The sequence below is a fragment of the Streptomyces sp. ActVer genome (genome assembly GCF_027270795.1).
GTDB lineage: Bacteria > Actinomycetota > Actinomycetes > Streptomycetales > Streptomycetaceae > Streptomyces > Streptomyces umbrinus_A.
The window spans coordinates 1-26,070 of record NZ_JAPWHT010000111.1; the positions used below are offsets into that span (position 1 = coordinate 1).

23 protein-coding genes, 4 tRNA genes and 1 pseudogene are annotated in these 26,070 nt (G+C 69.9%); 12 read left to right on the forward strand and 16 right to left on the reverse strand.

Annotated elements, in window-relative coordinates:
- The first annotated feature begins 1 nt into the window (after position 1).
- A tRNA-Asp gene (locus O3Q52_RS19635) sits at positions 2 to 76 on the forward strand.
- Positions 77 to 397: 321 nt separating this feature from the next.
- Positions 398 to 589, forward strand: coding sequence for a DUF6274 family protein (locus O3Q52_RS19640; RefSeq protein WP_269650084.1), 192 nt, complete (start codon positions 398 to 400; stop codon positions 587 to 589).
- Positions 590 to 1,085: 496 nt separating this feature from the next.
- Here the strand turns inward: O3Q52_RS19640 and bldC are convergent, their stop codons facing one another.
- Entirely contained in the window at positions 1,086 to 1,292 is a 207-nt protein-coding gene (gene bldC, locus O3Q52_RS19645; RefSeq protein WP_027749187.1) for a developmental transcriptional regulator BldC, read from the reverse strand.
- A 602-nt stretch (positions 1,293 to 1,894) separates the two neighbouring features.
- Positions 1,895 to 2,770, reverse strand: coding sequence for a hypothetical protein (locus tag O3Q52_RS19650; protein ID WP_269650085.1), 876 nt, complete (start codon positions 2,768 to 2,770; stop codon positions 1,895 to 1,897).
- 233 nt (positions 2,771 to 3,003) lie between these two features.
- On the opposite strand from O3Q52_RS19650, the gene O3Q52_RS19655 reads away from it, so the two are divergent.
- Positions 3,004 to 4,101: a Glu/Leu/Phe/Val dehydrogenase gene (locus O3Q52_RS19655; RefSeq protein ID WP_269650086.1), complete on the forward strand. Its 1,098-nt coding sequence runs from the start codon at positions 3,004 to 3,006 to the stop codon at positions 4,099 to 4,101.
- Positions 4,102 to 4,403: 302 nt separating this feature from the next.
- The gene (locus O3Q52_RS19660; protein ID WP_055613827.1) at positions 4,404 to 4,655 is read left to right on the forward strand and encodes a DUF3073 domain-containing protein; all 252 of its coding nucleotides are present in this window, start codon (positions 4,404 to 4,406) and stop codon (positions 4,653 to 4,655) included.
- Positions 4,656 to 4,857: 202 nt separating this feature from the next.
- Here the strand turns inward: O3Q52_RS19660 and purM are convergent, their stop codons facing one another.
- The 9 genes from purM to purS all read right to left on the reverse strand — a co-directional run bounded on the left by purM (position 4,858) and on the right by purS (position 14,319).
- The gene (gene purM / locus O3Q52_RS19665) at positions 4,858 to 5,943 is read right to left on the reverse strand and encodes a phosphoribosylformylglycinamidine cyclo-ligase (RefSeq protein WP_269650087.1); all 1,086 of its coding nucleotides are present in this window, start codon (positions 5,941 to 5,943) and stop codon (positions 4,858 to 4,860) included.
- 52 nt (positions 5,944 to 5,995) lie between these two features.
- Positions 5,996 to 7,522, reverse strand: coding sequence for an amidophosphoribosyltransferase (purF, locus tag O3Q52_RS19670; RefSeq protein WP_143643622.1), 1,527 nt, complete (start codon positions 7,520 to 7,522; stop codon positions 5,996 to 5,998).
- Positions 7,523 to 7,595: 73 nt separating this feature from the next.
- Positions 7,596 to 8,456 carry an META domain-containing protein gene (locus O3Q52_RS19675; protein ID WP_269650088.1) on the reverse strand — a complete coding sequence of 287 codons (861 nt, stop codon included), beginning with the start codon at positions 8,454 to 8,456 and terminating at the stop codon, positions 7,596 to 7,598.
- A 109-nt stretch (positions 8,457 to 8,565) separates the two neighbouring features.
- Positions 8,566 to 9,363 carry a maleylpyruvate isomerase family mycothiol-dependent enzyme gene (locus O3Q52_RS19680; protein WP_269650089.1) on the reverse strand — a complete coding sequence of 266 codons (798 nt, stop codon included), beginning with the start codon at positions 9,361 to 9,363 and terminating at the stop codon, positions 8,566 to 8,568.
- A 10-nt stretch (positions 9,364 to 9,373) separates the two neighbouring features.
- Positions 9,374 to 10,282, reverse strand: coding sequence for a M23 family metallopeptidase (locus O3Q52_RS19685; RefSeq protein WP_269650090.1), 909 nt, complete (start codon positions 10,280 to 10,282; stop codon positions 9,374 to 9,376).
- Between the two features lie 57 nt (positions 10,283 to 10,339).
- Positions 10,340 to 10,834 (reverse strand): helix-turn-helix transcriptional regulator, encoded by a 495-nt coding sequence (locus O3Q52_RS19690; RefSeq protein WP_269650091.1) that lies wholly within the window; start codon positions 10,832 to 10,834, stop codon positions 10,340 to 10,342.
- 193 nt (positions 10,835 to 11,027) lie between these two features.
- The gene (gene purL, locus O3Q52_RS19695; protein WP_269650092.1) at positions 11,028 to 13,382 is read right to left on the reverse strand and encodes a phosphoribosylformylglycinamidine synthase subunit PurL; all 2,355 of its coding nucleotides are present in this window, start codon (positions 13,380 to 13,382) and stop codon (positions 11,028 to 11,030) included.
- Positions 13,379 to 14,059, reverse strand: a complete 681-nt coding sequence (gene purQ / locus O3Q52_RS19700; RefSeq protein WP_055613835.1) for a phosphoribosylformylglycinamidine synthase subunit PurQ — start codon at positions 14,057 to 14,059, stop codon at positions 13,379 to 13,381. The genes purL and purQ overlap by 4 nt, the downstream gene beginning before the upstream one ends.
- Positions 14,056 to 14,319 (reverse strand): phosphoribosylformylglycinamidine synthase subunit PurS, encoded by a 264-nt coding sequence (purS, locus tag O3Q52_RS19705; protein WP_055613836.1) that lies wholly within the window; start codon positions 14,317 to 14,319, stop codon positions 14,056 to 14,058. The genes purQ and purS overlap by 4 nt, the downstream gene beginning before the upstream one ends.
- A 370-nt stretch (positions 14,320 to 14,689) precedes the next feature.
- Here purS and O3Q52_RS19710 point away from each other — a divergent pair, with 370 nt between their 5' ends.
- From O3Q52_RS19710 to O3Q52_RS19745, 8 genes are all read left to right on the forward strand, one after another.
- On the forward strand, positions 14,690 to 15,007 hold the full coding sequence (locus O3Q52_RS19710; protein WP_269650093.1) for an Lsr2 family protein: 318 nt from the start codon (positions 14,690 to 14,692) through the stop codon (positions 15,005 to 15,007).
- A gap of 234 nt (positions 15,008 to 15,241) precedes the next feature.
- Positions 15,242 to 15,313 (forward strand) — tRNA-Gly (locus O3Q52_RS19715).
- An 81-nt stretch (positions 15,314 to 15,394) separates the two neighbouring features.
- Positions 15,395 to 15,470, forward strand: a tRNA-Gly gene (locus O3Q52_RS19720).
- A gap of 159 nt (positions 15,471 to 15,629) precedes the next feature.
- Positions 15,630 to 16,592 (forward strand): ABC transporter ATP-binding protein, encoded by a 963-nt coding sequence (locus O3Q52_RS19725; protein WP_269650094.1) that lies wholly within the window; start codon positions 15,630 to 15,632, stop codon positions 16,590 to 16,592.
- On the forward strand, positions 16,589 to 17,395 hold the full coding sequence (locus O3Q52_RS19730; protein ID WP_269650095.1) for an ABC transporter permease: 807 nt from the start codon (positions 16,589 to 16,591) through the stop codon (positions 17,393 to 17,395). The genes O3Q52_RS19725 and O3Q52_RS19730 overlap by 4 nt, the downstream gene beginning before the upstream one ends.
- A 23-nt stretch (positions 17,396 to 17,418) precedes the next feature.
- On the forward strand, positions 17,419 to 18,735 hold the full coding sequence (locus O3Q52_RS19735) for a sensor histidine kinase (RefSeq protein ID WP_269650100.1): 1,317 nt from the start codon (positions 17,419 to 17,421) through the stop codon (positions 18,733 to 18,735).
- Positions 18,732 to 19,352 (forward strand): response regulator transcription factor, encoded by a 621-nt coding sequence (locus O3Q52_RS19740; RefSeq protein ID WP_269650096.1) that lies wholly within the window; start codon positions 18,732 to 18,734, stop codon positions 19,350 to 19,352. The genes O3Q52_RS19735 and O3Q52_RS19740 overlap by 4 nt, the downstream gene beginning before the upstream one ends.
- 23 nt (positions 19,353 to 19,375) lie before the next feature.
- Positions 19,376 to 19,448 (forward strand) — tRNA-Gly (locus O3Q52_RS19745).
- A gap of 60 nt (positions 19,449 to 19,508) precedes the next feature.
- On the opposite strand, the gene O3Q52_RS19750 is transcribed toward O3Q52_RS19745, so the two are convergent.
- The 5 genes and pseudogenes from O3Q52_RS19750 to O3Q52_RS19770 all read right to left on the reverse strand — a co-directional run.
- The gene (locus tag O3Q52_RS19750; RefSeq protein ID WP_269650097.1) at positions 19,509 to 20,408 is read right to left on the reverse strand and encodes a phosphoribosylaminoimidazolesuccinocarboxamide synthase; all 900 of its coding nucleotides are present in this window, start codon (positions 20,406 to 20,408) and stop codon (positions 19,509 to 19,511) included.
- 105 nt (positions 20,409 to 20,513) lie between these two features.
- Positions 20,514 to 22,040 (reverse strand): N,N-dimethylformamidase beta subunit family domain-containing protein, encoded by a 1,527-nt coding sequence (locus O3Q52_RS19755; protein WP_269650098.1) that lies wholly within the window; start codon positions 22,038 to 22,040, stop codon positions 20,514 to 20,516.
- 236 nt (positions 22,041 to 22,276) lie between these two features.
- Positions 22,277 to 24,094: a hypothetical protein gene (locus O3Q52_RS19760; protein WP_269650101.1), complete on the reverse strand. Its 1,818-nt coding sequence runs from the start codon at positions 24,092 to 24,094 to the stop codon at positions 22,277 to 22,279.
- A gap of 325 nt (positions 24,095 to 24,419) precedes the next feature.
- Positions 24,420 to 25,679: a phosphoribosylamine--glycine ligase gene (purD, locus tag O3Q52_RS19765; RefSeq protein ID WP_269650099.1), complete on the reverse strand. Its 1,260-nt coding sequence runs from the start codon at positions 25,677 to 25,679 to the stop codon at positions 24,420 to 24,422.
- A gap of 198 nt (positions 25,680 to 25,877) precedes the next feature.
- Positions 25,878 to 26,070 (reverse strand): annotated as a pseudogene (locus O3Q52_RS19770) (DNA polymerase III subunit gamma/tau); the annotation flags it as partial.

The window sequence follows — 26,070 nt, forward strand, 5'->3', positions numbered from 1 at the left end:
TGGTCCTGTGGAGCAGTTTGGAGTGCTCGCCACCCTGTCAAGGTGGAGGCCGCGGGTTCAAATCCCGTCAGGACCGCATCAGATGAAGGCCCCGCATCCGCAAGGATGCGGGGCCTTAGTCATGCCCCGCCCCGCCAGGGGCGCAGGGTCCCGCCCCGTCAGGGGCGCGGGGAACTGCGCGCCAAGCCCCCACCGGCCGGCAGTCGCGATCACACCCACCGCTCCTCCTGGGCGCACGCCCAAGAAACCCCCCGCATCCGGCAACAGACCGCCACACCAACCCCACAAGCCCCGCGCAGCGCACCCCGCACAACCTGGGCTTGACGCCGTCACATTCCCCCAGTACCTAAAAATCAGGGCCGAAGACACCCCACCGCACACCCCACCGGAGGTGACCATGGCGGCGACAGCTCGACATGAGACGCGAGCCCTCCTCCGCGCCCATCTGTCGGCCGCCTCCGGCTACCGCCACCTGACAAGGCACTGCCCGATCTGCCACCGACTCCTCCGGCTGGCCTCCGAGAGCGCTCCCTTCGACCAGGAGAGCCCCGAAACCCCGTACGAGGACGAGACACCCTCCCCGGCGTGAGCGGACCGCACGACGCGCCCCGCACCCCAACTGCCCCTCGGGCGACGCCAGATGTGCGCAGCCCCTCTAGCGCAGAAACGCCAACCACATCAAGGACCATGACGTGTGACGGGTGTCACCGCATAAGTTTTCAAACCCGCGGAACTTACCCCCCACCTACAACTGGTCAATTTAATATGTGCAATTGCACCCCACCTCGGGGCCGCGCACAGCTGATCCGACAGGTCTCCCCAGACTGCGACAAGGCCGCTCACAGACCGGCTCCACAGCCTGTGCGTACGCCATGACCAGCGCATGACCGGACACCGTGGGCGCACAAAAAAGATCGCACTGGACCCGGCGGAGTCCAGCGCGATCTACGACGCACCCTTGTTGCTTGTGGTTCTCGCTCGGGCGTGGACCCCGTTGGGGCAGGATCCGCGTCGCTTGGAGCTTGGGTTCGGGCAGTCCGACAAGTTAGGGGACCTGCCGAAATGCCCTGCTATGGAGTTGTTGTTCAGACTTCGCTGCGCTGCTGCGGGATGCCCGCGAGCAGGGCGCGAACCTCGGCCTCGCGGTAACGGCGATGCCCGCCGAGCGTGCGGATCGAAGTGAGCTTGCCGGCCTTCGCCCACCGCGTCACCGTCTTCGGGTCCACGCGGAACATCGTGGCAACCTCAGCGGGGGTCAGCAGCGGCTCGGCATCAGGGGTGCGAGCGGTCATGAGCGGCCTCCTCGGGAGAACCGAACCTTCTCGGTTCTTTCCTCTAAATTCTGCACCTTGACCCGCGTTGCCCGAAATGGCGGATGCGGGTCGAGTCGGTTATAGGACGAACGGCTTGTCCTCGGCACTACAACTACACCATCTGTCCAGCCGCGTCGGCCAAACCGATGGAATTGCCCTCCCAGGTGTTCATCAGCGACGGAAGCCGATGGACCATGCCATAGCGGACAGTCACGCCGCTGTGACGATCAGTCACAGGGCGATCAGGAGTCAACAGACCCCCCATAGCGTGCAATGCTGAGATTCCACCCATACGTGGGCAGAAGGAGCCCTCCCCGGACTCCTTGTCCTATTTTGGCATGAGGAGGGGCGTTAGACGCAAGGTCCGCGTTAGTGCCGTCCGTCACGCTTACCCCGTACGACCCGGATAGGGACTTACGTCCTGTCAGAACCCGTGACACACAGGAACCATCAGTCCCACAGGTCATCTCCCGCCCCGGCGGGCGGACCTCCGACGCCGGTATGCGGACCCCCAGTATGCGGACTCTCCGCTTCAGGGTCCCGGCTTCAGGGGCCCCTGAAGATCTCTCGGCCCCTCGGCCTCAGTTCGCCGAGCGACGGTCCCGTACCGAGCGCCACCGCTCCACGAGCCGGCCGTACGCCTCGCCGGCGCCGGGCCCGTCGCCCGTACGCAGCGCCTCGATGCCCTCGGCGACGTCGGCCGCCGAATGGTCGCCGTCGAGCTCCCCGGCGGGCAGGACGTGCACCAGGCCGCCGTAGTCGAGTTCCACCAGCGAGCGCGGGTGGAACTCCTCCAGCCAGCGCCCCACGTCCACCAGGCCGTCGATGAGCGGCCCCTCGTCGAGGGCGTCCCGCAGCGTCCGCAGGCCCCGCGCGACCCGCCGCCGGGCCTGCACCATGGGCGTCCGGTAGCGCAGGACGGGCGGGTCCTCCGCCGCCCCCGGGCCGTCCCCGGAGCCGGTCGAGCCGGTCCCCTTGTCGTACTCGCGCTCCTCGTCCGACACCAGCACGAACCAGTTCAGCGGGACCTGCCAGGTCGACGTGCGGATCCACGGCCGGGCGTCGGGGTTGCGGGACAGCCAGCGCTCGTAGTCCTGGGTCGCCTGACGGCGTACGACCGTCGGCAGCACCGCGTCCAGGACCGGTGCGGGCAGTTCCTCGGCCAGGTCGCCCAAGGCCTGCCAGCCGCGCAGCCGGGTTCGCCAGGGGCACACGCACAGGACGCCGTCCACGTCCGCGACGAACGCGTCACCGCTCTCGTGCACCGGCACCGGGATCGGCGGGGTGGGCAGCAAGTCGGCCAGCGACCGGCGCAGTTCGTCCTGGTAGGAGGGGCGGTCGGGCCGGCGCGCATAGCGGGCCCAGTGGCCGCGCTCCGGCTCCGGGAAGGCCGCGAGCGGTTCGTACACGCGCAGATAGGACGCGTACGGGACGATCAACGAGGACACCTTGGGCACGCTTGCTCCCTCCCCCGCCGACCCGACGGAAAACCCGCGAAACCCGCTCACAGGAGTGCGGGAAAACACTGCAAATCGTCCCACGCCCCATCGTGACCGTACTCCGCGAGAGGGTGATCCTGACCACTGAGCGGATGGCGGTCGTGTCCAGGCTCTAATCTCATGCCACACAGACCTCCGCCACCCGTACGGAGGCCGCCCCAACCGCCGCTTCTTAACTGGGAGTCACCACCGTGACCGACGTAACCGGCGCCCCTGCTGATGTACTGCACACCCTGTTCCACTCGGATCAGGGCGGCCATGAGCAAGTGGTGCTCTGCCAGGACCGGGCCAGTGGCCTCAAGGCCGTCATCGCCATCCACTCGACCGCCCTGGGCCCCGCCCTCGGCGGCACCCGCTTCTACCCGTACGCGACCGAGGAGGAGGCCGTCGCCGACGCGCTGAACCTCTCCCGCGGGATGTCGTACAAGAACGCCATGGCCGGGCTCGACCACGGCGGCGGCAAGGCCGTGATCATCGGGGATCCCGAGCAGATCAAGACCGAGGAGCTGCTCCTCGCGTACGGCCGCTTCGTGGACTCGCTCGGCGGCCGGTATGTCACCGCCTGTGACGTCGGTACGTACGTGGCCGACATGGACGTCGTGGCGCGCGAGTGCCGCTGGACGACCGGGCGCTCCCCCGAGAACGGCGGCGCGGGCGACTCGTCCGTCCTGACGGCCTTCGGTGTCTTCCAGGGCATGCGGGCCTCCGCCCAGCACCTGTGGGGCGACCCCTCTCTGCGCGGCCGCAGGGTCGGCATCGCGGGCGTGGGCAAGGTCGGGCACCACCTCGTGGAGCATCTGCTGGAGGACGGCGCCGAGGTCGTGATCACGGACGTCAGGGCGGAGTCCGTACGGCGAATTCTGGACAGGCACCCGTCGTCCGGCGTGACGGCCGTCGCGGACACGGACGCGCTCATCCGGGTCGAGGGGCTGGACATCTACGCCCCCTGCGCGCTGGGCGGCGCCCTGAACGACGACTCCGTGCCGGTGCTCACCGCGAAGATCGTCTGCGGTGCGGCCAACAACCAGCTGGAGCACGCCGGCGTCGAGAAGGACCTCGCCGACCGCGGGATCCTCTACGCGCCGGACTACGTGGTGAACGCCGGCGGTGTCATCCAGGTCGCCGACGAGCTCCACGGATTCGACTTCGAGCGGTGCAGGGCGAAGGCCGCGAAGATCTTCGACACCACGCTGGCCATATTCGCACGTGCGAAGGAGGACGGGATTCCGCCGGCCGCCGCGGCCGACCGGATCGCCGAACACCGCATGGCGGAGGCACGCCGCCCCTGAGGCCTCAAGGGCCTCTCCGGGGCGTCCGGCGGGTACCCGTCGGCGGGTGTTGGAGAGAACTCTCACGTTCGTCGGCGGGTCGTTCGCCAAGAAGAGGTTAAAATCGCGGTTGACCAGCGGGGACAGGGCACCCCGAGGGTTCTGGGTCCAGGCGCGTCCTGCGGGCGACGTACCGTATGGGCGTGGGCTCAGGTACCGTGGAAGCCCTACGGACCGGTCTCTCCACGGAGAGCCCGTTCCAGATCATGAACGCGTGTCAAGACTCTGGGGCCGTCGAGCCCCGTATCCGAGGGGGTCGAGCCATGGGGCGCGGCCGGGCAAAGGCCAAGCAGACGAAGGTCGCCCGCCAGCTGAAGTACAGCAGCGGCGGGACTGACCTCTCGCGTCTGGCCAATGAGCTGGGCGCTTCGACTTCGCAACAGCCGCCGAATGGCGAGCCGTTCGAGGACGACGACGAGGAAGACGACCCGTACGCCCAGTACGCGGATCTCTACAACGATGACGAGGACGAGGACGACGAGTCCGGTCCCACGTCTCAACGCCGCGGCGCTTGACGCTCCAGCTGAGCTTGTCTTTCTAGCTGCGCTTTACCCGGTCCGGGTGCAGGATTCGCCGGACCGGGTTTTGCGCGTGTTCGCTCCGCCAGGAGTGAGGTGACTACGGCGCGTTTTGATCTGCGCGTCCGTTTGGGCTGGTCGCGCCCACGCGGCGGAGCCGCATATCGACACAGCCCCGCGCCCCTTACGGGGCGAGCCCCTAGCGGGGCGCGTAGTCCCCGATCAAGGCCGCGCCCGTCTCGTGGTCGCCTCGGTCCGTGATTTCGCCTGCCACCCAGGCCTCGACGCCTCGGTCGGCCAGTGTGGCGAGGGCCACGTCCGTGGAGTCCTCGGGGACGATCGCGATCATGCCGACGCCCATGTTGAGCGTCTTCTCCAGCTCCAGGCGGTCGACCTGGCCGGTGGTGCCCACGAGGTCGAAGACGGGGGCCGGGGCCCAGGTGGCGCGGTCGACGATCGCGTGGAGGCCGTCCGGGATCACCCGGGCCAGGTTGGCCGCGAGACCGCCGCCCGTGATGTGCGAGAAGGCGTGCACGTCGGTCGTGCGGGTCAGGGCCAGACAGTCCAGCGAGTAGATCTTCGTGGGCTCCAGGAGCTCCTCGCCGAGCGTGCGGCCGAACTCCGCGACGTGCTGGTCGAGCTTCAGCTTGGCGCGGTCGAAGAGGACGTGCCGGACGAGTGAGTACCCGTTCGAGTGAAGGCCTGAGGCCGCCATGGCGATCACGGCGTCACCCGTACGGATGCGATCCGCGCCGAGCAGCCGGTCGGCCTCCACAACGCCGGTACCGGCGCCCGCGACGTCGAAGTCGTCCGGGCCGAGGAGGCCGGGGTGCTCGGCCGTCTCGCCGCCCACCAGGGCGCAGCCCGCGAGGACACAGCCCTCGGCGATGCCCTTCACGATGGCCGCCACGCGCTCCGGGTGGACCTTGCCGACGCAGATGTAGTCGGTCATGAAGAGCGGCTCGGCGCCGCACACCACGATGTCGTCCATGACCATCGCGACCAGGTCGTGGCCGATGGTGTCGTACACACCGAGCTGCCGGGCGAGGTCGACCTTCGTGCCGACGCCGTCCGTGGCGGAGGCGAGCAGCGGGCGCTCGTACCGCTTGAGGGCGGAGGCGTCGAAGAGGCCGGCGAAGCCGCCGAGGCCGCCGAGGACCTCGGGGCGCTGCGTCTTCTTCACCCACTCCTTCATGAGTTCGACGGCGCGGTCGCCCGCTTCGATGTCGACACCTGCTGTTTTGTAAGAAGCAGCTGCGTAGCTGGCACCAGTTGTCTCAGACATGACGGTGAGAACTTTCGTGTCGTACTGCAGGTAAGCAGGTATTACGGGCTGTCTACGGGCGACGGATCGCGTCGGCCGCGGCCGTGGCGGCGGGCCCGGCGGCCAGCTCGGTCTCCAGGAGCTGCTTGCCGAGCAGTTCGGGGTCCGGGAGCGCCATCGGGTACTCGCCGTCGAAGCAGGCACGGCAGAGGTTCGGCTTGTCGATGGTCGTGGCCTCGATCATGCCGTCGATGGAGATGTACGAGAGGGAGTCGGCGCCCAGCGAGGTGCCGATCTCCTCGATCGTCATGCCGTTGGCGATCAGCTCGGCGCGGGTGGCGAAATCTATGCCGAAGAAGCAGGGCCACTTCACGGGGGGCGAGGAGATCCGGATGTGGACCTCCGCCGCGCCCGCCTCGCGGAGCATCCGGACCAGCGCGCGCTGTGTGTTGCCGCGCACGATCGAGTCGTCGACGACGACCAGGCGCTTGCCCTTGATGACTTCCTTGAGCGGATTCAGCTTCAGACGGATGCCCAGCTGGCGGATGGTCTGTGAAGGCTGGATGAAGGTACGTCCCACGTACGCGTTCTTCACCAGACCGGCACCGAACGGGATGCCGGACGCCTCCGCGTAACCGATCGCGGCGGGCGTGCCCGACTCCGGTGTCGCTATGACCAGATCGGCCTCCGCGGGGGCTTCCTTGGCCAGGCGGCGGCCCATCTCGACACGGGAGAGATAGACGTTCCGGCCGGCGATGTCCGTGTCCGGACGGGCCAGATACACGTACTCGAAGACACAGCCCTTGGGCTTCGCTTCCGCGAATCGGGACGTCCGCAGGCCGTTCTCGTCGATGGCGACGAACTCGCCCGGCTCGATCTCGCGGACGTAGGCGGCTCCGCAGATGTCCAGGGCGGCGGACTCGGAGGCGACGACCCAGCCGCGCTCCAGACGGCCGAGGACCAGCGGGCGGATGCCCTGCGGGTCACGGGCCGCGTACAGCGTGTGCTCGTCCATGAAGACGAGCGAGAAGGCGCCCTTGACCTGCGGGAGGACCTTTCCGGAGGCCTCTTCGATGGTCAGCGGCTTGCCGTCGTCGTCGACCTGGGCGGCCAGCAGGGCCGTGAGCAGGTCGGTGTCGTTGGTCGCCGCCACACGCGGGGTGCGACCCTCCTGCTTGGGCAGGTCGGCGACCATCTCGGCGAGCTCGGCCGTGTTGACCAGGTTGCCGTTGTGGCCGAGCGCGATGGAGCCGTGCGCGGTGGCACGGAAGGTGGGCTGGGCGTTCTCCCAGGTGGACGCGCCGGTGGTCGAGTAGCGGGCGTGACCGACCGCGATATGACCTAGGAGCGAACCGAGAGACGCCTCGTCGAAGACCTGGGACACGAGCCCCATGTCCTTGAAGACAAGGATCTGGGAGCCGTTGCTGACCGCGATTCCCGCGGATTCCTGGCCTCGATGCTGGAGGGCGTAGAGCCCGAAGTAAGTGAGCTTGGCGACCTCTTCACCGGGAGCCCAGACTCCGAAGACGCCGCAAGCGTCCTGGGGTCCTTTCTCGCCGGGGAGCAGATCATGACTGAGTCGACCGTCACCACGTGGCACGCCACCGAGTGTAGGCGAGATCGACCACTGGTCCGAATTGGGGAATGCCCGGGTGAGCACTGCCCCTAATGGATCACTTGGCGGCGACCGCTTCGAGGCCCGGGCCGTTTTCGCTGGTCAGCGTGAGTGTGCTGCCCTTCAGCTGGTATTTCACGGTGCCGCCGAAGAGCTTCAGGAGGGTCTTCTCGGTGTCCATGAGTGAGGCGGAGCACATCTTCCGGGTGGTGCCCGGCGCGCCCAGAGTGATAGTGCCGTCGCCGACCGTCGCCTTCGCGGTCACCTTGTTGCAGCCGAGCTGACCGCGGACGGTGCCGTCCTTGTCGAAGGTGAGGTGGACCTTGCCCTCGGCCTCGGAGGCCAGGGCCACGGCCGATCCGTCCTTCGCGGCGCCCTTCGTCATCGCGGTGACGTTCCACTTGGTGCCGTAGAGCTCGGCGGGCTTGTCGGCGGTGAGGTTCACGGTGTACCCGTTCTCCGTCGTGAGCGTCAGCCTGTCGTCGTTGACCTCGGCCTTGGCGGTGCTGCCGGAGATCGCGCCGCCGAGCTGCGACTCGAAGTCCATCGCCCCCTCGGCCGTACAGGCCTTCTTGGTCTTGATGGCGTCGTCGCCGATCTTGATGGTGTCGCCCTTGATCTCCGCGGTGGCCCCGAAGGAGTTGCAGCCGTAGTTGCCGCCCACCTTGCCGTCCTTGCCGAACTCGATGTGGGCACCGGCCGGGGCGTCCCGCGTCTTGCCGTCGAGCGTCACGCTCTCGACGTTCCACTGCTTGCCGGTGATCCCGGTGGCCTGCCGGGTGCCGACGGAACCGGAACCGGAATCGTCGCTGCCGCTTTCCGTTCCGCAGGCGGCGGTGGCGAGGAGCCCGGTGACGGCCAGGGCGCTGAGGCCGACCCGCGGGCTGAGGACGCTGAGGTTGAGACGCTGCGTGTGCATGCCGCTTTGACGGGACGGGTGGGGTGCTTGGTTCCCTCGCCGGATAACGGCCGCGCAACGCCCGGCCCGTGACCCCGGTGCCGGGCCGGCGCCGGGCTCAGCACCCGGTTCAGCGCATAAGGGGAAGCAGTTCGCCCAGGTCGGCGCGTTCCCCGCTCGCGCTGACCTTCGCGTCGCCGACCGCCACCTTCCACTCCGTACGCCCCGTCGCGAGCCGGATCCACGTCAGCGGGTCGGTCTCGACGACGTTCGGCGGGGTACCGCGAGTGTGGCGCGGGCCCTCCACGCACTGCACGACCGCGTACGGCGGTACGCGCACCTCGGTGGACGCGCCGGGCGCCTTCGCGGCGAGCGCGTCGGCGAGGAGGCGGGTGCAGGCGGCGAGGGCCTGGCGGTCGTACGGGACGTCGAGGCCCGGGACGGCCGCGTTGAGGTCGTCGGTGTGGACGACCAGCTCCACCGTGCGGGTGACGAGATAGTCGGCGAGGGTCATGGAGCCCGTGCGGGCGGCGAGCAGGCGAGCGCCGGGCGCCGCCGCCAGGTGCTCGGCGAGGCGCTGCTCCGTGTGGGCATAGAGCGCGTCGAGGTCCGGGTTCGCCCGGGCCAGCTCGCGGGTGCCCTCGGCGATGTCGTCCGCCCTTGCGCCGGTCGCGAACGGCCACTCCAGCAGGGTCAGTTCCGCCTTCGCCGGTTCGTCCCTCTCCAGGTTCCGGCTGACGGTCTCGGCGGCCATCGTGACGTGCGCGGCCAGCTCCCGTACGGTCCAGCCGCCGAGCCGCGTCGGCCCGGCCAGCTGCTCGGGGGTCAGGCCGCGCACCGCCTCCCGTACGTTCCCGAACTGGGCGAGGACCGCCGCGCGGGTCTTCGCCGGGTCGTAGGTACGGGTGCGCTTCTTGGCCGGTGGCATGGCGGCGAGCCTATGCGCTATGCGCTCCGCTTGGAGGGGGTACTTCGCCTGCGGGTTCGCCGTGGCTGGTCGCGCCGTTCCCCGCGCCCCTTTGGGACGTGGTCGTGAACGTTTCTTTGTTGGCCGGGACTCCGATTTCGCTCCAGGTGAAGGGGATCCCGCGGGCCGCGTCGAGGTCCGGGCTGTCCATCAGTTGGAAGTGCACGTGTGGCTCGGTGGAGTTGCCCGAGTTGCCGCAGCGGGCGATCTGCTGACCGGCGCGTACGCGGTCGCCCGGCTTGATCCTGAGCGAGCCCCGCCTCACGTGGGCGTACATCGCGTACATCGCGTACACCCCGTCGCCCAGGTCGAGGACGACGTGGTTGCCGACGATCCAACGCGCACCGCTGATCTCCCGGACCGCGCCTTCGATCAGCATCAAGTAGGCGAGCGCGGGCAGGGAGTTGCGGCTGAGGTGGTCGCGCATCCAGTCGCTCGCGTGCACGACGGTGGCGTCGGCCACGGCGAACAGCGGCTCGTCGTACGCGGGAAAGGCACGGTTGCGGCGGACGACCGGCCAGGGCTTGGCGAACGCGGGACGGCTCTTCCCGGACTCGATCGGCTCGGCCACGATGTCGATCGCGTACGTCTGACCGTACGCGTGCGTGCCGTGGCTCGGCACCTTCGTGGCCGGGCTGTTCATGGCGGACCAACGGCCCCTGACCGGCGGCTCCACCTCGACCGGAGGGCGGTCGGCGGCCTCGCGCCCGGGACCGCTGCGGCTCACGGCCAGCCCGATGACGACGGACAGCAGCAGCGGCAGGAACGCCCACGCCCAGGCGATCGGGTAGCCGGGGACGAGCAGTTCGGCCAGGACCATGGCCAGGAAGGCCAGTTGAAGTATCCGGAACAGAATCATCGCGGTTTTACGGATGGACATGGTTCCCCCTGTGGACCGGAGCCGGACAGTGGGCCGGAGCCGGAAGTCGTCGAGGTCTCAGACCGGCTGAGCGGTGGTCAGCGCCACGAGAAGCGGGACCACACGGCTTCCCGGGATCTCGTAGCGGCCACGCCCCGCCTGTCGCAGCCAGCCCGCGGCGGTCAGCTGCCGCAGGTGGTGGTAGATCTGGCCGCTCGTCCCCACGTCGTCGAGCCCGGCCAGTTCGGTGGCCGTGCGCCGGCCGCCGACGATCTCGCGCAGCAGCCGCAGCCGCATGGGGTGCCCGAGCGCGGCGAACACGTCGGCCGCCTCGCTCCAGTCGGCGTCGAGCAGTTGGTCGGTGGTCATGCCGTACTGCCACTCGTACCGCTCCTCGGTCGGCAGCCGCACCGAACCCGTGAACAGCACACCGCCGCCCTCGACGTCGGCCAGCTGCGCCTTGAGCCCTTCGAGGGCCCAGAAGTCGCCGTCGCCCGCACGCGCGGCGGGCTCACTGCTCTCCAGGGCGTCGAGACGCCGCTCCAGCTCCGCGACGCGCTGCTCCAGATCCATGGAACGAGATTACGTAATTACGTATATGCGGTCAAGGGACGGCGGTGCGCACTCGGGCACGTCGAAGGGCCCAACCGGATTCCGGTCGGGCCCTTCGACGTGCGTCAACAACAGCGCCCCAACAGGGGCGCGGGGAACTGCGCGACAAGCCACGACGGACTCGCAGCCGAATCCCCCGCCCCCAGCGGAGCGTCTACGCCAGCAGCGCCGGGATCGTTCCCTCGTGGGCCGTGCGCAGCTCGGTCAGGGGCAGGGTGAACTCGCCCTGGACCTCGACCACCGCATTTGAATCAGACTCAGTACCGTCCACGACACCGATGCGGGTGACGGGCAGGCCGCGCGCCCCGCACATGTCGTTGAAGCGGAGCTCCTCGGAGCGCGGGATCGCGACGATCGCGCGGCCCGCGGACTCGGAGAAGAGGAACGTGAACGCGTCGAGCCCGTCCGGTACGACGAGACGCGCGCCCTTGCCGCCGAGCAGCGCCGACTCGACCACGGCCTGGATCAGACCGCCGTCGGACAGGTCGTGCGCGGCGTCGATCATGCCGTCGCGGGAGGCGGAGATCAGGATCTCGCCGAGGAGGCGCTCACGCTCCAGGTCGACCTGCGGGGGCAGACCGCCGAGGTGGTCGTGGACGACCTGCGACCAGGCCGAACCGCCGAACTCCTCGCGGGTGTCGCCGAGGAGGTAGAGCAGCTGCCCCTCCTCCTTGAAGGCGACCGGCGTGCGGCGGGCGACATCGTCGATGACACCGAGCACGGCCACGACCGGCGTCGGGTGGATCGCCACCTCGCCCGTCTGGTTGTAGAGCGAGACATTGCCGCCGGTCACCGGGGTGCCCAACTGCTGGCAGGCGTCGGCCAGTCCACGGATGGCCTCCGCGAACTGCCACATGACGGCCGGGTCCTCGGGCGAACCGAAGTTCAGACAGTCGGAGACGGCGAGCGGCTTGGCGCCGGTCGTCGCCACGTTCCGGTACGCCTCGGCCAGGGCCAACTGGGCGCCGTGGTACGGGTCCAGCTTGGTGTAGCGGCCGTTGCCGTCCGTGGCGATCGCGACGCCGAGGCCGGACTCCTCGTCGATGCGGATCATGCCCGAGTCCTCGGGCTGGGCCAGCACGGTGTTGCCCTGCACGAAGTGGTCGTACTGGCTGGTGATCCAGGACTTGGAGGCCTGGTTCGGGGAGGAGACGAGCTGGAGGACCTGGTCCTTCAGCTCCTCCGAAGTGGCGGGCCTGGCCAGCTTGTTGGCGTCGTCCGCCTGGAGGGCGTCCTGCCACTCGGGGCGGGCGTACGGCCGCTCGTAGACCGGGCCGTCGTGCGCGACCGTGCGCGGGTCGACGTCGACGATCTTGCCGCCGTGCCAGAAGATCTCCAGGCGGTCGCCGTCGGTGACCTCACCGATCACCGTGGCGATGACGTCCCACTTGTCGCAGATCTCCAGGAACCGGTCGACCTTCTCCGGCTCGACGACCGCGCACATGCGCTCCTGCGACTCGCTCATGAGGATCTCCTCGGGCGAGAGCGTGGAGTCGCGCAGCGGTACGTCGTCCAGGGTGACCCGCATGCCGCCGGAGCCGTTGGACGCCAACTCGCTGGTGGCGCAGGACAGTCCGGCCGCGCCGAGGTCCTGGATGCCGACGACCAGCTTCTCGGCGAAGGCCTCCAGGGTGCACTCGATGAGGAGCTTCTCCTGGAAGGGGTCGCCGACCTGGACAGCGGGACGCTTCGACGGCTTGCCCGTGCCGGAGGCACTATCAGATGCAGTGTCGAAGGTCTCGGAGGCGAGGATCGACGCGCCGCCGATGCCGTCACCGCCCGTGCGGGCCCCGTACAGGATGACCTTGTTGCCCGAACCGGACGCCTTCGCGAGGTGGATGTCCTCGTGCCGCATGACGCCGATGGCACCGGCGTTCACCAGCGGGTTGCCCTGGTAGCAGGCGTCGAAGACGACCTCGCCGCCGATGTTCGGCAGACCCAGGCAGTTGCCGTAGCCGCCGATGCCGGCGACGACACCGGGGAGTACGCGCCTGGTGTCGGGGTGGTCGGCCGCGCCGAAGCGCAGCGGGTCGACGACCGCGACCGGACGGGCGCCCATCGCGATGATGTCGCGCACGATGCCGCCGACGCCGGTGGCCGCGCCCTGGTAGGGCTCGACGTACGACGGGTGGTTGTGCGACTCGACCTTGAAGGTGACCGCGTAGCCCTGGCCGACGTCGACCACGCCCGCGTTCTCGCCGATGCCGACGAGGAGGGCGTCCGACTGCGGGGCCTTCTCGCCGAACTGGCGCAGGTGCACCTTGGAGGACTTGTACGAGCAGTGCTCGGACCACATGACGGAGTACATGGCGAGTTCGGCACCGGTGGGCCGGCGGCCGAGGATCTCGACGACCCGCTCGTACTCGTCCTTCTTCAGGCCCAGTTCGGCCCAGGGCAGCTCGACGTCGGGGGTCTCGGCCGCGTGCTCGACCGTGTCCAAAACACGGGGGGCGGCCCGAAGGGCCTCGTTTGAGGGCGGCGGTGGGAGACGGGAGGGAGTCCGGCTCATGCGTTGACCAGCTTCTTGAGGATCGAGGTGAAGAAGGGGAGGCCGTCGGTGCGGCCGGAACCGATGAGCGGCTCGACGGCGTGCTCGGGGTGCGGCATGAGACCCACGACGTTGCCGGCCTCGTTCGTGATGCCGGCGATGTCCCGAAGCGAGCCGTTCGGGTTGAAGTCGACGTACCGGAACGCGACCCGGCCCTCCGCCTCCAGCATGTCGAGCGTGTGCTCGTCGGCGACGTACCGCCCGTCCATGTTCTTCAGCGGGATGTGGATCTCCTGGCCGGACTCGTAGTCGGCGGTCCAGGACGTCTCCGCGTTCTCCACCCGCAGCTTCTGGTCACGGCAGATGAAGTGCAGGTGGTCGTTGCCGAGCATCCCGCCCGGGAGGAGATGGGCCTCGGTGAGGATCTGGAAGCCGTTGCAGATGCCGAGCACCGGCATTCCCGACTTCGCCTGCTCAATCACGGTCTCCATCACCGGCGAGAAGCGCGAGATCGCTCCTGCGCGCAGATAGTCGCCGTACGAGAAACCGCCGGGCAGCACCACGGCGTCGACCTGCTTGAGGTCCTTGTCCTTGTGCCAGAGAGCGACGGGTTCGGCACCGGCGAGCTTGATCGCGCGCTGGGTGTCCCGGTCGTCGAGGCTTCCCGGGAAAGTGACGACGCCAATACGAGCGGTCACTTTCCTGCCTCCGCGACTTCCTCGACCTTGACGGTGAAGTCCTCGATCACGGTGTTGGCGAGGAAGGATTCCGCAAGTTCATGGATGCGGGCGAGGGCGGCTTCGTCCACCGGTCCGTCCACTTCCAGTTCGAATCGCTTTCCCTGACGTACGTCGGCGATGCCTTCGAAACCGAGACGCGGCAGTGCACGCTGCACCGCCTGGCCCTGGGGGTCGAGGATCTCCGGCTTGAGCATGACGTCGACTACGACGCGTGCCACTGGCACTCCCGGTGTGTGGTGCTGAGCAGGTTCGTTCAGACTACCCGTACAAAATTTCTACGCGGGTAGATTCGTAGGAAACTACGTGATGGCCATCACGATTCCGCATCGAGACGCTATCGACCGGGGATGAAGGGGCTACCTTCACGAAAAATCCTGGGAAAGATCCGGATCAGGACCCGGTCTCCTATTGCCTTGGGACACGCCAAGAGATTTAGTCGAGCTTCACATTGGATTGCCGGGCACTGTACAAAGGAATTGGCAATAGCCGATACTTTGCCCAATCGCCCATAAAAACAGCCGGACAGTCGGCATCTCCGCACGTCATCACGTGTCGCTGGAGAGGTGCCGCACGAAGGGACCGATATTCGTGGCGCAGCGTGTCGTAGTCACTCTCTTCGACGACATCGACGGCTCGGAAGCGGCGGAAACGATCGCCTTCGGTCTGGACGGCAAGTCGTACGAGATCGACCTGAATCCAGCCAATGCCAAGAAACTGCGTAAGGCGCTGGAGCCGTACCTGGAGGCCGGGCGCAAGCGGTCCCGGTCCGGCAAGGCGTACCGGCAGACGGCTGTTGCGCCCGACCCGGCGGCGGTTCGGGCGTGGGCCCAGTCGCACAAGATGGAGGTGCCGGCTCGGGGGCGGATCCCCAAGCGGGTCTATGAGGCGTTCAGCGCTGCGCAGTGACCCCCCGGGGGAGGCGTGGCTTCCGCATGTTGGTGGGTGGGTGCGGGTTCGCTGGGGCTGGTCGCGCCCACGCGGCGGAGCCGCACGTCGATACAGTCCCGCGCCCCTTACGGGGCCCGGCCCCCGGCCGTCATCCGGCCCTGGGAGCAGCCGACTTGCGTAGTACCCCTGCTGATCAGCTAGAGTCTGGAGCACGCCGAAGGGCAAGGCCGAAAGGCCCGGTCCCGGAGTCACGCGGGTGTAGTTCAGTAGTAGAACATCCCCCTTCCAGGGGGAAGGCGCAGTGTGCAATTCCTGTCACCCGCTCTGCACTGCCGGTCTGGTCAGCGTTTTCGATCAGGTAGGCTGGTGCCTGCGCCGATCGGTGAGAGCCGGTCGGAGGCAAACGCGGACGTAGCTCAGTTGGTAGAGCGCAACCTTGCCAAGGTTGAGGTCGCCAGTTCGAACCTGGTCGTCCGCTCCAGCAAGTAAGGCCCCGGTCATCACGATCGGGGCCTTTCTCGTATGCCGGCATGTGCTCCCCATGACCGAGGCCGCATGACCGAGGCCGTCTGACATTTGTCATGTGCAGCGGTGACAGCGCGCACTGCCCCCGCCCGTCGGCGGCGGGGAAGCTGGTCTCATGAACACGAACGAGCACGTGATCGAGGTCACGGATCTACGACGTGTGTACGGGGGAGAGTTCGAGGCGGTCCGGGGGGTGTCCTTCTCCGTCGGCCGCGGGGAGCTGTTCGCGCTCCTCGGGACCAACGGCGCGGGCAAGACCTCCACCGTCGAACTGCTCGAAGGGCTCGCACCGCCGTCCGGCGGCCAGGTGCGCGTCCTCGGCCACGATCCGTACACCGAACGCGCCAAGGTGCGCCCGCACATCGGCGTCATGCTCCAGGAGGGCGGCTTCTCGTCCGAGCTGACCGTCGGGGAGACCGTACGGATGTGGGCGGGCTGCACGAGCGGGGCCCGGCCGGAGCGTGAGGCTCTGGCACTGGTCGGCCTGTCGCGACGGGCCGACGTACGCGTGAAGCAACTGTCCGGGGGCGAGAAGCGGCGACTGGACCTGGCGTGCGCGATCCTCGGGCGGCCCGAGGTGCTCTTCCTGGACGAGCCGACGACCGGGCTCGACGCCGAAGGGCGCCAGGAGACCTGGGAGTTGGTGCGCGAGCTGCGCGAGACGGGCACCACCGTGGTGCTGACCACCCACTACCTGGAGGAGGCGGAAGGGCTCGCCGACCGGCTCGCGATCCTGCACGCCGGGCGCATCGCCGTCACCGGTACTCCGGCCGAGGTGACCGCCTCCCAGCCGTCCCGGATCTCCTTCGAGCTGCCCGCCGGCTACTTCCCCGGCGATCTGCCGCCCCTCGCCTCGCTCGGGATCACCGACCACGAGATGGACGGCCGGACGCTCCGGCTGCGGACGCTCGAACTGCAGCGGGCCGCCACCGAGCTCCTCGTCTGGGCACAGCGGGCAGGGGTCGAGCTGCGGGGGCTCGATGTCCGGTCGGGGTCGCTGGAGGAGGCGTTCCTGCGGATAGCCCGTGAGGCGTCGCAGATGTCGGAGATGACGGCCGAGAAGGAGCGCGTGGCATGAGCGCGGAGACTGTGACCAAGGCCGCACAGGCCGGTACGACCGCGACCGCCGCACGGCGGATGACAGCTCTCGCACGGGCCGAACTGACGCTGCTCGGACGCAGCAAGGCCACGTTCTTCGCGGCCCTGTTCGTGCCGCTGATCATGCCGCTCAGCCTTCGCACGGCGGTCGAGGACATGGACCTGAAGGAGGCCGGGCTGTCGGTCGGCTCGGTCATCCTGCCCTCCGCCGTCGGCTTCTCCCTGCTCTTCGCCGTCTACAGCGCGCTGGTGAGCGTCTACGCCGCCCGGCGTGAGGAGCTCGTGCTCAAGCGGCTGCGCACCGGGGAGCTGCGGGACGCGGAGATCCTGGCCGGAGCCGCACTGCCGTCGGTCCTCATCGGGCTGGTGCAGTGCGTGGTCCTGACGATCGCGTGCGCGGCACTCCTCGACGTGGGAGCGCCCGAGGCACCGCACCTCGCCGTCCTGGGTCTGCTGCTGGGACTCGTCATGTGGCCCGCCATCGCGGCCGTCGTCGCGAGCTTCAGCAGGAGCCTGGAAGGCGCCCAGGTCGCGGCGATGCCGTTGCTGCTCGTGTCCATGATGGGTTCCGGCACCTTCATACCGTTCGAGCTCATGCCCGACCGGCTCGCCACCATCTGCGAACTGCTGCCGCTGTCCCCGGTGATCACGCTCATACGCGGTGGCTGGACCGGGAACCTCGGCGCGTACGAGGCCCTGGGCGCCATCGCCACAGCAGTGGCCTGGGTCGTGCTCTCGGTGTTTGCTGTACAGCGGTGGTTCCGGTGGGAGCCACGGCACTGAACGGCGACGAGGCGGGAGCGGGTATGCGCGGGCCGGGGGCCTGGTGGCACGGGAAGACGACGACGGCGAAGGTCGAGACGTACACCCGGTGGTCCTTCCACAGCTTCGCGCTGATCGAGGTGGGCGTGGTCGGGCTGCCGGTCTTCGGAGAGGTGGGGATGCCACTCACCCTCTGGGTGTTCCTGCCGCTGTGCGGGCACGCCCTGCTGGGTTCGGCGACCGCGTCCCGGGCGCTCGACTGGACGTGCGGCCGCCGTGAGCAGCCCGTACGACTGCTCACGGCGCTCGGTGTCCTCACCGCGCTGCTCGGGATCGGGGCACTCGCACTCACCGAGCACGGGCCGGGCGGCGAAGAGATCGACAGCACCATGGGCGTGTTCTTCATCGTGGTGGTGCCCTACGGGCTCGGTCTCATGGCGCTCGGGATGTCCCGACGGCACGTACTGGTACTTCTGGGCGGCTTCACCGCGGGTGCCGGGGCCACGGCGTTCCTGGTCGGGATGCCCGCCTACGGCGCACTGGCCACGACGGCCGGGGTGCTGCTGATCGGCGGGTTCATCTGCCTCGCCTCCCTCTTCTCGGTGTGGCTGCTGAAGGCCGTGCTCGAACTCGACGTGGCCCGCGAGACCCGTACCCGCCTCGCCGTCGCCGAGGAGCGGCTGCGCTTCGGGCGCGACCTGCACGACGTGATGGGCCGCAACCTCGCGGTGATCGCCCTGAAGAGCGAGCTGGCCGTCCAGCTCGCCCGCCGCGAACGGCCCGAGGCCGTGGAGCAGATGATCGAGGTGCAGCGGATCGCCCGCGAGTCGCAGAAGGAGGTCCGCGAGGTCGTACGCGGCTACCGCGAGGTCGATCTCGGAGTCGAACTCCTGGGCGCGCAGGGCGTGCTGACCGCGGCCGGAGTCGAGTGCACGGTGACCGGGTCCGCGTCGGAGCTGCCCTCGGCGGTCCAGTCGGCGCTCGGCTGGGTCGTACGGGAGGCGACCACGAACGTGCTGCGGCACGGGGACGCGGGGCACTGCCGGGTGTCCCTGCAGGTGAAGGGGGCCCGCGTGGTCCTGACCGTGGAGAACGACGGGGTGGAGAAGGAGAGGGTGCCGAGTGCGCCCACCAGCAAGGGGTCCGGCCTCGCCGGGCTGCGGGAGCGGTTGTCGGCAGTGGACGGGACGCTGGAGGCGGGGCCGGTCGACGGTGACCGGTTCCGGGTGGTGGCCGAGGTTCCGCTGCCTGCGACGCCCACCTCCTCGTCGCCCGCGTCAGGGCCGCCGTCCACGTCACAGGCGCCGTCCTCTTCCCCGTCTCCCGCCCCGCGCACAGTGAACGAAGAGGTCGCCCCATGACGCCCGTACGCCCCATCCGGCTGCTGCTCGCCGACGACGAGCACCTCATCCGGGGGGCACTCGCCGCGCTGCTCGGACTTGAGGACGACCTGCTCGTGGTGGCGGAGGCGGCCAGTGGGCCCGAGGCGCTGGCGATGGCCAGGGCCCACGAACCCGACGTGGCGGTACTGGATCTCCAGATGCCCGGGGCGGACGGTGTGAGGGTGGCCACATCTCTGCGGTCCGAACTGCCCGCGTGCCGCGTGCTGATCGTGACCAGTCACGGGCGGCCGGGGCATCTGAAGCGGGCGCTTGCGGCGGGTGTGCGCGGGTTCGTCCCGAAGACCGTCAGCGCGCAGCGGCTCGCGGAGATCATCCGTACGATCCATGCCGGAAACCGTTACGTCGACCCGGAGTTGGCCGCCGACGCGATCTCCTCCGGGGACTCGCCGCTGACCGCGCGCGAGGCGGAGGTGCTGGAACTCGCCTCCGACGGGGCGCCCGTCGCGGAGATCGCGGAGCGGGCCGCTCTGTCGCAGGGGACCGTACGGAACTATCTGTCGTCGGCCGTCTCCAAGCTCGGGGTGGAGAACCGGCACTCGGCGGTGCGTCTCGCGCGGGAGCGAGGTTGGGTATAGTTGCTCTCGCGCCACGGCGCAGTGCGGACGTAGCTCAGTTGGTAGAGCGCAACCTTGCCAAGGTTGAGGTCGCCAGTTCGAACCTGGTCGTCCGCTCAGCAGGAAGAAGCCCCCGGTCATCGCGACCGGGGGCTTCTTCGTGCTCGCCGAGGGCGCTCAGCTCCAGGTGGTGCCCGTGAGGCGCTCGTACGCCTCCACGTACTTGGCGCGGGTCGCGTCCACGACCTGCTGGGGCAGGGCGGGCGGCGGCTGCTCGCTCTTGCGGTCCCAGCCGGACTCGGCGGAGGTCAGCCAGTCGCGGACGAACTGCTTGTCGAACGAGGGCTGCGCGCGGCCCGGCTCCCACTGGTCCGCGGGCCAGAAGCGGGAGGAGTCCGGGGTGAGCACCTCGTCGGCGACGACGAGCGTCTCGCCGTCGAAGCCGAACTCGAACTTCGTGTCGGCGAGGAGGATCCCGCGCTCGCGCGCGATGTCACGGCCCCGGCCGTAGACGGCGAGCGTCGCCTGGCGCAGCTGGGCCGCGGTGTCCGCGCCGACCTGCCGGACGACCTCCTCGTACGAGACGTTCTCGTCGTGCTCGCCGACGGCGGCCTTGGTGGCCGGGGTGAAGATCGGGGCGGGCAGCTCCGAGCCGTCGCTCAGGCCCTCGGGGAGGGCGAGACCGCAGACGGTACGGGTCTGGTTGTACTCGACGAGACCCGAGCCGGTGAGATAGCCGCGGGCCACGCACTCGACCGGGGCCATCCGCAGCGACTTGCAGACCAGGGTGCGGCCCGCCCAGTCGGCGGGGGCGCCGGGCGGGAGGTCGGTACCGATGACGTGGTTCGGCATCAGGTCGCCGATCTGGTCGAACCACCACAGCGAGAGCTGCGTCAGGACGCTGCCCTTGTCGGGGATCTCCGTGGGCAGCACCCAGTCGAACGCGGAGATGCGGTCGCTGGCGACCATCACGAGGTCGCCCGCCTCGTTCTGGTACAGGTCGCGCACCTTGCCGGTGTGCAGATGCACCAGACCCGGCACCTCGACGGGCTCGGGCTTTTCTACGAATCCGGACACGGTTCCTCCCCGTCGTTCTGGCCAACTGGGTCGATTCTCCCGTACGGGAAGAACCGGGCCGGCCAGGGGTCGGGTGTGAAGGTTCCCTACGGGCTCTCTACGGGCTCAGTCGCGTTTGCAGATGCGGTCCAGGAGGTTCGCCGTGGCGCGCTGGACTCGGGTGTCGATGTGGCCAGGGCGGTCCAGGGCCGGGGACCAGGCAAAGGTGCCGGCGGCGAAGACGAGGGCGCCGGAGGGGGCGCGGTACAGGGACGTCTCCTGGTGCCGGACGGCTCCCTCGGTGTCCCGGTACGGGGAGTGCGAGAGGAGGATGCGGCCCTGGTGCTCGGGGAGCGTGATGCGCGGGAAGTAGCGGTCGGCCTCGCCCGCGACCATGCCTTCCAGTTCGTCGCCCTCGTGGGCGCCGGTCGCCTCCCACAGCCAGTGGCCGGCGTTGCGGACGACCAGGGGGTGTGCCTCGGGGACCCGGCCCGCGTACTGGACGCCCAACAGTTCCTGCTCGGGGCGGTCGACCTCACGCCACAGTGCGGGTTTGCCCGGGCCCCGGCGTTTTCGGCAGGTCAGCAGGCGGTCCGGGACACCGGACGGGGACGGGCCCAGCTCCGCCTGCCAGTACATGGTGTTGGCGGAGAGGAAGACGAGGGACGTGCCGTGCTCGCGGGCGAGCTCCACCGTGCGGCGCATGGTCGACGACCAGTACTCGTCGTGGCCGGGGAAGACCAGGCCCCGGTAGCGGGTGGGGTCGACGCGGCCGGCGTGCAGGTCGCGGGCGTCGGCGTACGCGAGGTCGTAGCCGTAGCGCTCGGCCCAGCGGATGAAGTCGTAGGCGTGGCCGACGTGGAGGGGGAGGCCCGCGCCCGCGAACGGGCGGTCGAACGACACCGTCGTGGCGGCCTCGGCCTCGCCGAGCAGCCGGCCGTTGTCGTCCCACGCGTGGTAGAGGCTCGCGCCCGTGTGGCCGTCCTCCGGATAGAGGTTGTACGCCTGCCAGGTGATGTCCGGGAGGAGAAGCAGCAGGTCGGCGGGGTGGTTGTCGCGGACCGTGAACGGGATGTGGGAGCGGTAGCCGTCGTCCGTGGTCAGCACGGCCACGTACGCGCCGACGCTCCAGTAGGTCGGGATCTGCAGCCGCCAGGAGAGCCACCAGTGGTGGCAGGAGACCGTGCGGTCCGCGGTGAGCGGGGTCGGCTGCACGATGCCGGGGAGGCGGGGGCTGGTGGTGATCTTGCTGGCACCGTCGCCGCCGTAGTGGCCGATGCGGTAGATGTCCACGCTGAACTGCTGCGGCGGGTCGACCGTGATGTGGAAGTCGATGGCCTCGCCGGGGGCGGCCGCACCGGTGGAGGCGAAGCCCTTGATCTGCCGGTGGACGTCGTACGCGGTGCGGGGGTCTCCGGCGGTCTGGCGGGGGGTGGGGACGAGCGGGCCGGTGGTTCGCTGGTGGTTGCGGCCGCCGGGGGAGGTCGCGCCCGGGGGCGGGGCGTGGTCCACGTACCAGGGCACGACGTGGCCCGTGTCGTCGAAGTAGTGCTCACTGCCGCGCAGCCATGGGAGGGGGCCCTGTCCGAAGGGGTCCGTGACGGCATGCGCCAGCGCTCCCGACTCCCACCGGCGAATCTGCTCCGACCCCATACCGCGTTCCCTCCCTCGTGCCCCCGTCAGCCCTTGTCGGCCTTTGCAGGCCCTTGCCTTGTCAATGAGCGGTCCCAGCACATCACATTACGCACGCGCGCCGTCACCGTTCGTCGCGAATTGCCTCCGGCGGTTGGGCGGGCAGGGTCAGGGGGAGTGGGGAGTGGGGTGCGGATGGGTGATGACGTGCGGGCCGGTGGGGGCTGGGCGCGCGGTTCCCCGCGCCCCTAAAAGCGTCAGACCAGGCGGACCGGTTTCTCGGGGCGTATGCCGAGGTGGAGGAGCCAGGTGCGGAGGGGGGCGGGGTTGCCCTCCTCGATGAGGCTCAGGACTCGGGGGCCGAGGTCCACGGAGCGTTCGCCGTTGATGAGGAGCGACGGGCCGTCGAGCCAGTCGAGCCCCGGAGCCGCCCCGGCGGTGTCCATCGCCGCGCAGCAGACCATCGCGGTGACATGGTCGGCCAGCAACTCCCGCCCGGTCCGGGGCGGTTGCAGAGGGAAGAGCGGCAGCGAACCGTCGTCCCAGAGGGGCATGTCCGGACCGACCTGCCCGGCGGACCCGGAGGGAGCGGAGGCCCCGGCCGACGCCGCGGCCTCCTCGCGCGCCACCTCCGCACTGAGCCCCGCCGCCAGCGCCGAACTCCGCTCGTTCTCCGGCCCGCCGTCCTCGTCCTCGTCCTCGTCCTCGTCCTCGTACGCCGCGGTCTCGGGCCTCTCCACGGCCACCGGATCGCCGGGGTCCCCGGATTCCCGCGGCTCCCCCAGCTCCCGGTCACTGAGGTGATCCATCACCCGGGCCAGCGTCGGCCCCTCGGGGTCCGAGGCGCCGGCCCCGGAGGACCGGCTCACGCCGAGCGCGTCCAGCACCCGGTGCAACCGGGCCGCGTCCGTACGCCATTTCCGGTCCACGACCTCGTCCGGATACTCGTCCCAGTCGACGGGCGCCCAGTCGGGGCCGGTCTCGGCCGGTCCGCCGTGGAAGAGGCGCGCGGCCAGCAGGGACGCCGCCTCGTCGATCGCGCCGGGCTCCTCCAGCAGGTCGCAGGCGGGCCGCTCGCCGAGCCGGGAGGCGAACCCCTCGGCAAGGCGGTCGCGTCGCGAGAGCTCCGTGAGAGCCGCGACCACGCCCGCGTCGAGCCGGGACGGCCAGCGCCCCATCCGCCAGGCGGGCAGCGCGACCCGCGTCAGCAGCCGGTCCCAGCCCGCGTACGCCAGCCCCACCTGTTCCTGGGCGACGATCCGCAGACCGTAATCCACAGCCTGTGCACGCTCCGCCGCCGCGGCGGCGACACCCCGCTCCATCTCGGCGGCATGCACGCGACAACTGCGCAGCAGAAGCCGCACCACCCGGCCGACCCCGCCGAGCACCGTCCTGGACAGGGGTCCGCGAGGCTCCGAGGTCACGGCCACCGCCGCGTCGAGGCCCCGGACGAAACGCCGGGCCGCGGCTATGTCGGGGTGCGCCGACGGTCCCGTACCGGCGACGACCGGCGCGAGGACGGCGCGCAGTTCGCCGACCCGCATCCACCACAGGAAGGGCGAGCCGATGACGAGGACGGGCGCGGCCGGCGGACGGCGGTGGGCCGACGGGAGGCCCCGGACGCCCGGTACGCCCTCGATCTCGTCGCGGGCCTCCGGCCGGGGCGTGCCGTGGGCCCGGTGGGTGCGGTCCTCCAGCCAGCTGTCGCAGTCCGGGGTGAGCGCTATCGCGGAGGGCGCGGGCACTTCGAGGCGGTCGGCCAGGTCGCGCACCATGCGGTAGAGATCGGGCGCCGACTCCTCGGCGATGGTGACCGTGGGGCTCACGGCGGGCCGGGAACGGGCCACGACCAGCGCGATACCCGCCGCGGCGAGGAGAACGAACAGGGCGAACCCCGACATGGTCCAGCGCGTGACCGCCCAGCCGGGGCCGTCGATGTGGCCCGTCGACCCGCCGACGAGCAGCACGACGGCGAAGGCCGCGGGCAGCAGGGCGACGGCCAGCGCCCGGCTGCGGACCCGCAGCACGGCGAGAGCCCGTGAGCGCGCGGCCTGCGCGCCCACCTCCACACCCATACCGGACACGACCGGTGTCACCCCCTACTGCCCGCCCGGCGCGTGCATACCCAGCCACCGCCGGCGGACGTCCATGGCGTTGCTCACTCCCCCACTGTGGCACCCACGACCGACATCGCAATGCCGGTGGGCCAAGTGCCGGAACGCTTGCGCCGCACCCTAGTTGGGGCCCCGGCCCTCGTCAGCCGGATGGGGCATCGGTCACTCGATGGAATGGCTTTGGGCAGAGGTGGCTGACGAAAGGGCCCGGGATCCTGTGCGGGATCCGGGGCCCGGGGTCGTTCTCCGATGCGTGTCGACGCAGGTGAAGTGGCGTAACTCTCGGTTACGCCTGCACTGCCCCCGCCACCTTCGCCGCGATGTCCGTACGGTGCTGGCCGCCGTCGAGGTGGATTCGGTTGACCGCTTCGTACGCGCGTGCGCGGGCCTGGGTGAGGTCCTTGCCGCTGGCCGTGACGGAGAGCACCCGGCCGCCCGCGCTCACGATCGCGTCGCCGTCACGCCTGGTGCCCGCGTGCAGGACGTACGCGTGCGGGGCGTCCTGTGCCGCCACCTCGTCGAGGCCCTCGATGGGGTCGCCGGTGCGCGGGGTGTCCGGGTAGTTGTGCGAGGCGATGACCACGGTGACGGCCGCGTCGTCGCTCCAGCGGAGGGGTTCGAGGTCGACCAGGGTGCCGTCAGCCGCCGCGAGGAGGATTCCGGAGAGTGGGGTCTTCAGACGGGCGAGGACGACCTGCGTCTCGGGGTCGCCGAAGCGGGCGTTGAACTCGATGACCCGTACGCCGCGCGAGGTGATCGCGAGACCGGCGTAGAGCAGCCCGGAGAAGGGGGTGCCACGGCGGCGCATCTCGTCGACGGTCGGCTGCAGAACGGTCTGCATGACCTCCTCGACCAGCTTCGGGTCGGCCCACGGGAGGGGCGAGTACGCGCCCATGCCGCCGGTGTTCGGACCCTCGTCGCCGTCGAGCGCGCGCTTGAAGTCCTGCGCGGGCTGGAGCGGGACGACCGTCACGCCGTCCGTGATCGCGAAGAGCGAGACCTCGGGGCCGTCGAGGAACTCCTCGATGACCACACGGTCGCAGGCGTTGGCGTGTTCGCGGGCCTTGTCGAGGTCGGCGGTCACGACGACGCCCTTGCCGGCCGCGAGACCGTCGTCCTTCACGACGTACGGGGCGCCGAAGGCGTCGAGCGCCTCCTCGACCTCGTCGGGGTTCGTGCAGACGTACGAGCGGGCCGTGGGTACGCCCGCGCCCGCCATGACGTCCTTGGCGAAGGCCTTGGAGCCCTCCAGCTCGGCGGCCTCCTTGGAGGGGCCGAACACCGGGATGCCCGCCTCGCGCACGGCGTCGGCGACCCCGGCCACGAGGGGCGCCTCCGGGCCGACGACCACCAGCTCGGCGCCGAGCTCGGTGGCCAGCGCGGCCACGGCCTTGCCGTCGAGGGCGTCGACCTGGTGCAGCTCGGCCACCTCGGCGATTCCCGCGTTGCCTGGGGCACAGTGCAGCGCGGTGACGTCGGGGTCGAGGGAGAGAGAACGGCACAGGGCGTGTTCGCGGGCACCGCCGCCGATTACTAGGACCTTCACGGGGGTCAGACTAGCTGCCGTGTTTCGGGGGCGGGTCGACGTGGGTTGGGCGGGGGCCGGGCGAGCGGCTCCCCGGGCTCCTGAGGGGGCGCGTCGGTTGGGCGGACCTGCCCGGTCGTCGCCCTCGCGACCACTCATTGCTGCTCGCTACTGCTCGTTCCTGCCCGTTCCTGCTCAGTACCTCGCCACTACTCGCTACTACTCGTTCGAGAACTCCTCCACCACCGTCGCTCCCAGCTCTCTCACGATCAGTTCGTGGCCCGACAGGGCGGACTCGTCGAGGTCCGGATCGTCGTCCTCCGGGGTGTCGTCCTCCGGGGAGATGGGGGGCGGCTCCGGCGCGGAGGGGCGGGGAGCGGGCGCGCTGGGTGCGGGCGCCGACTGGGACTGG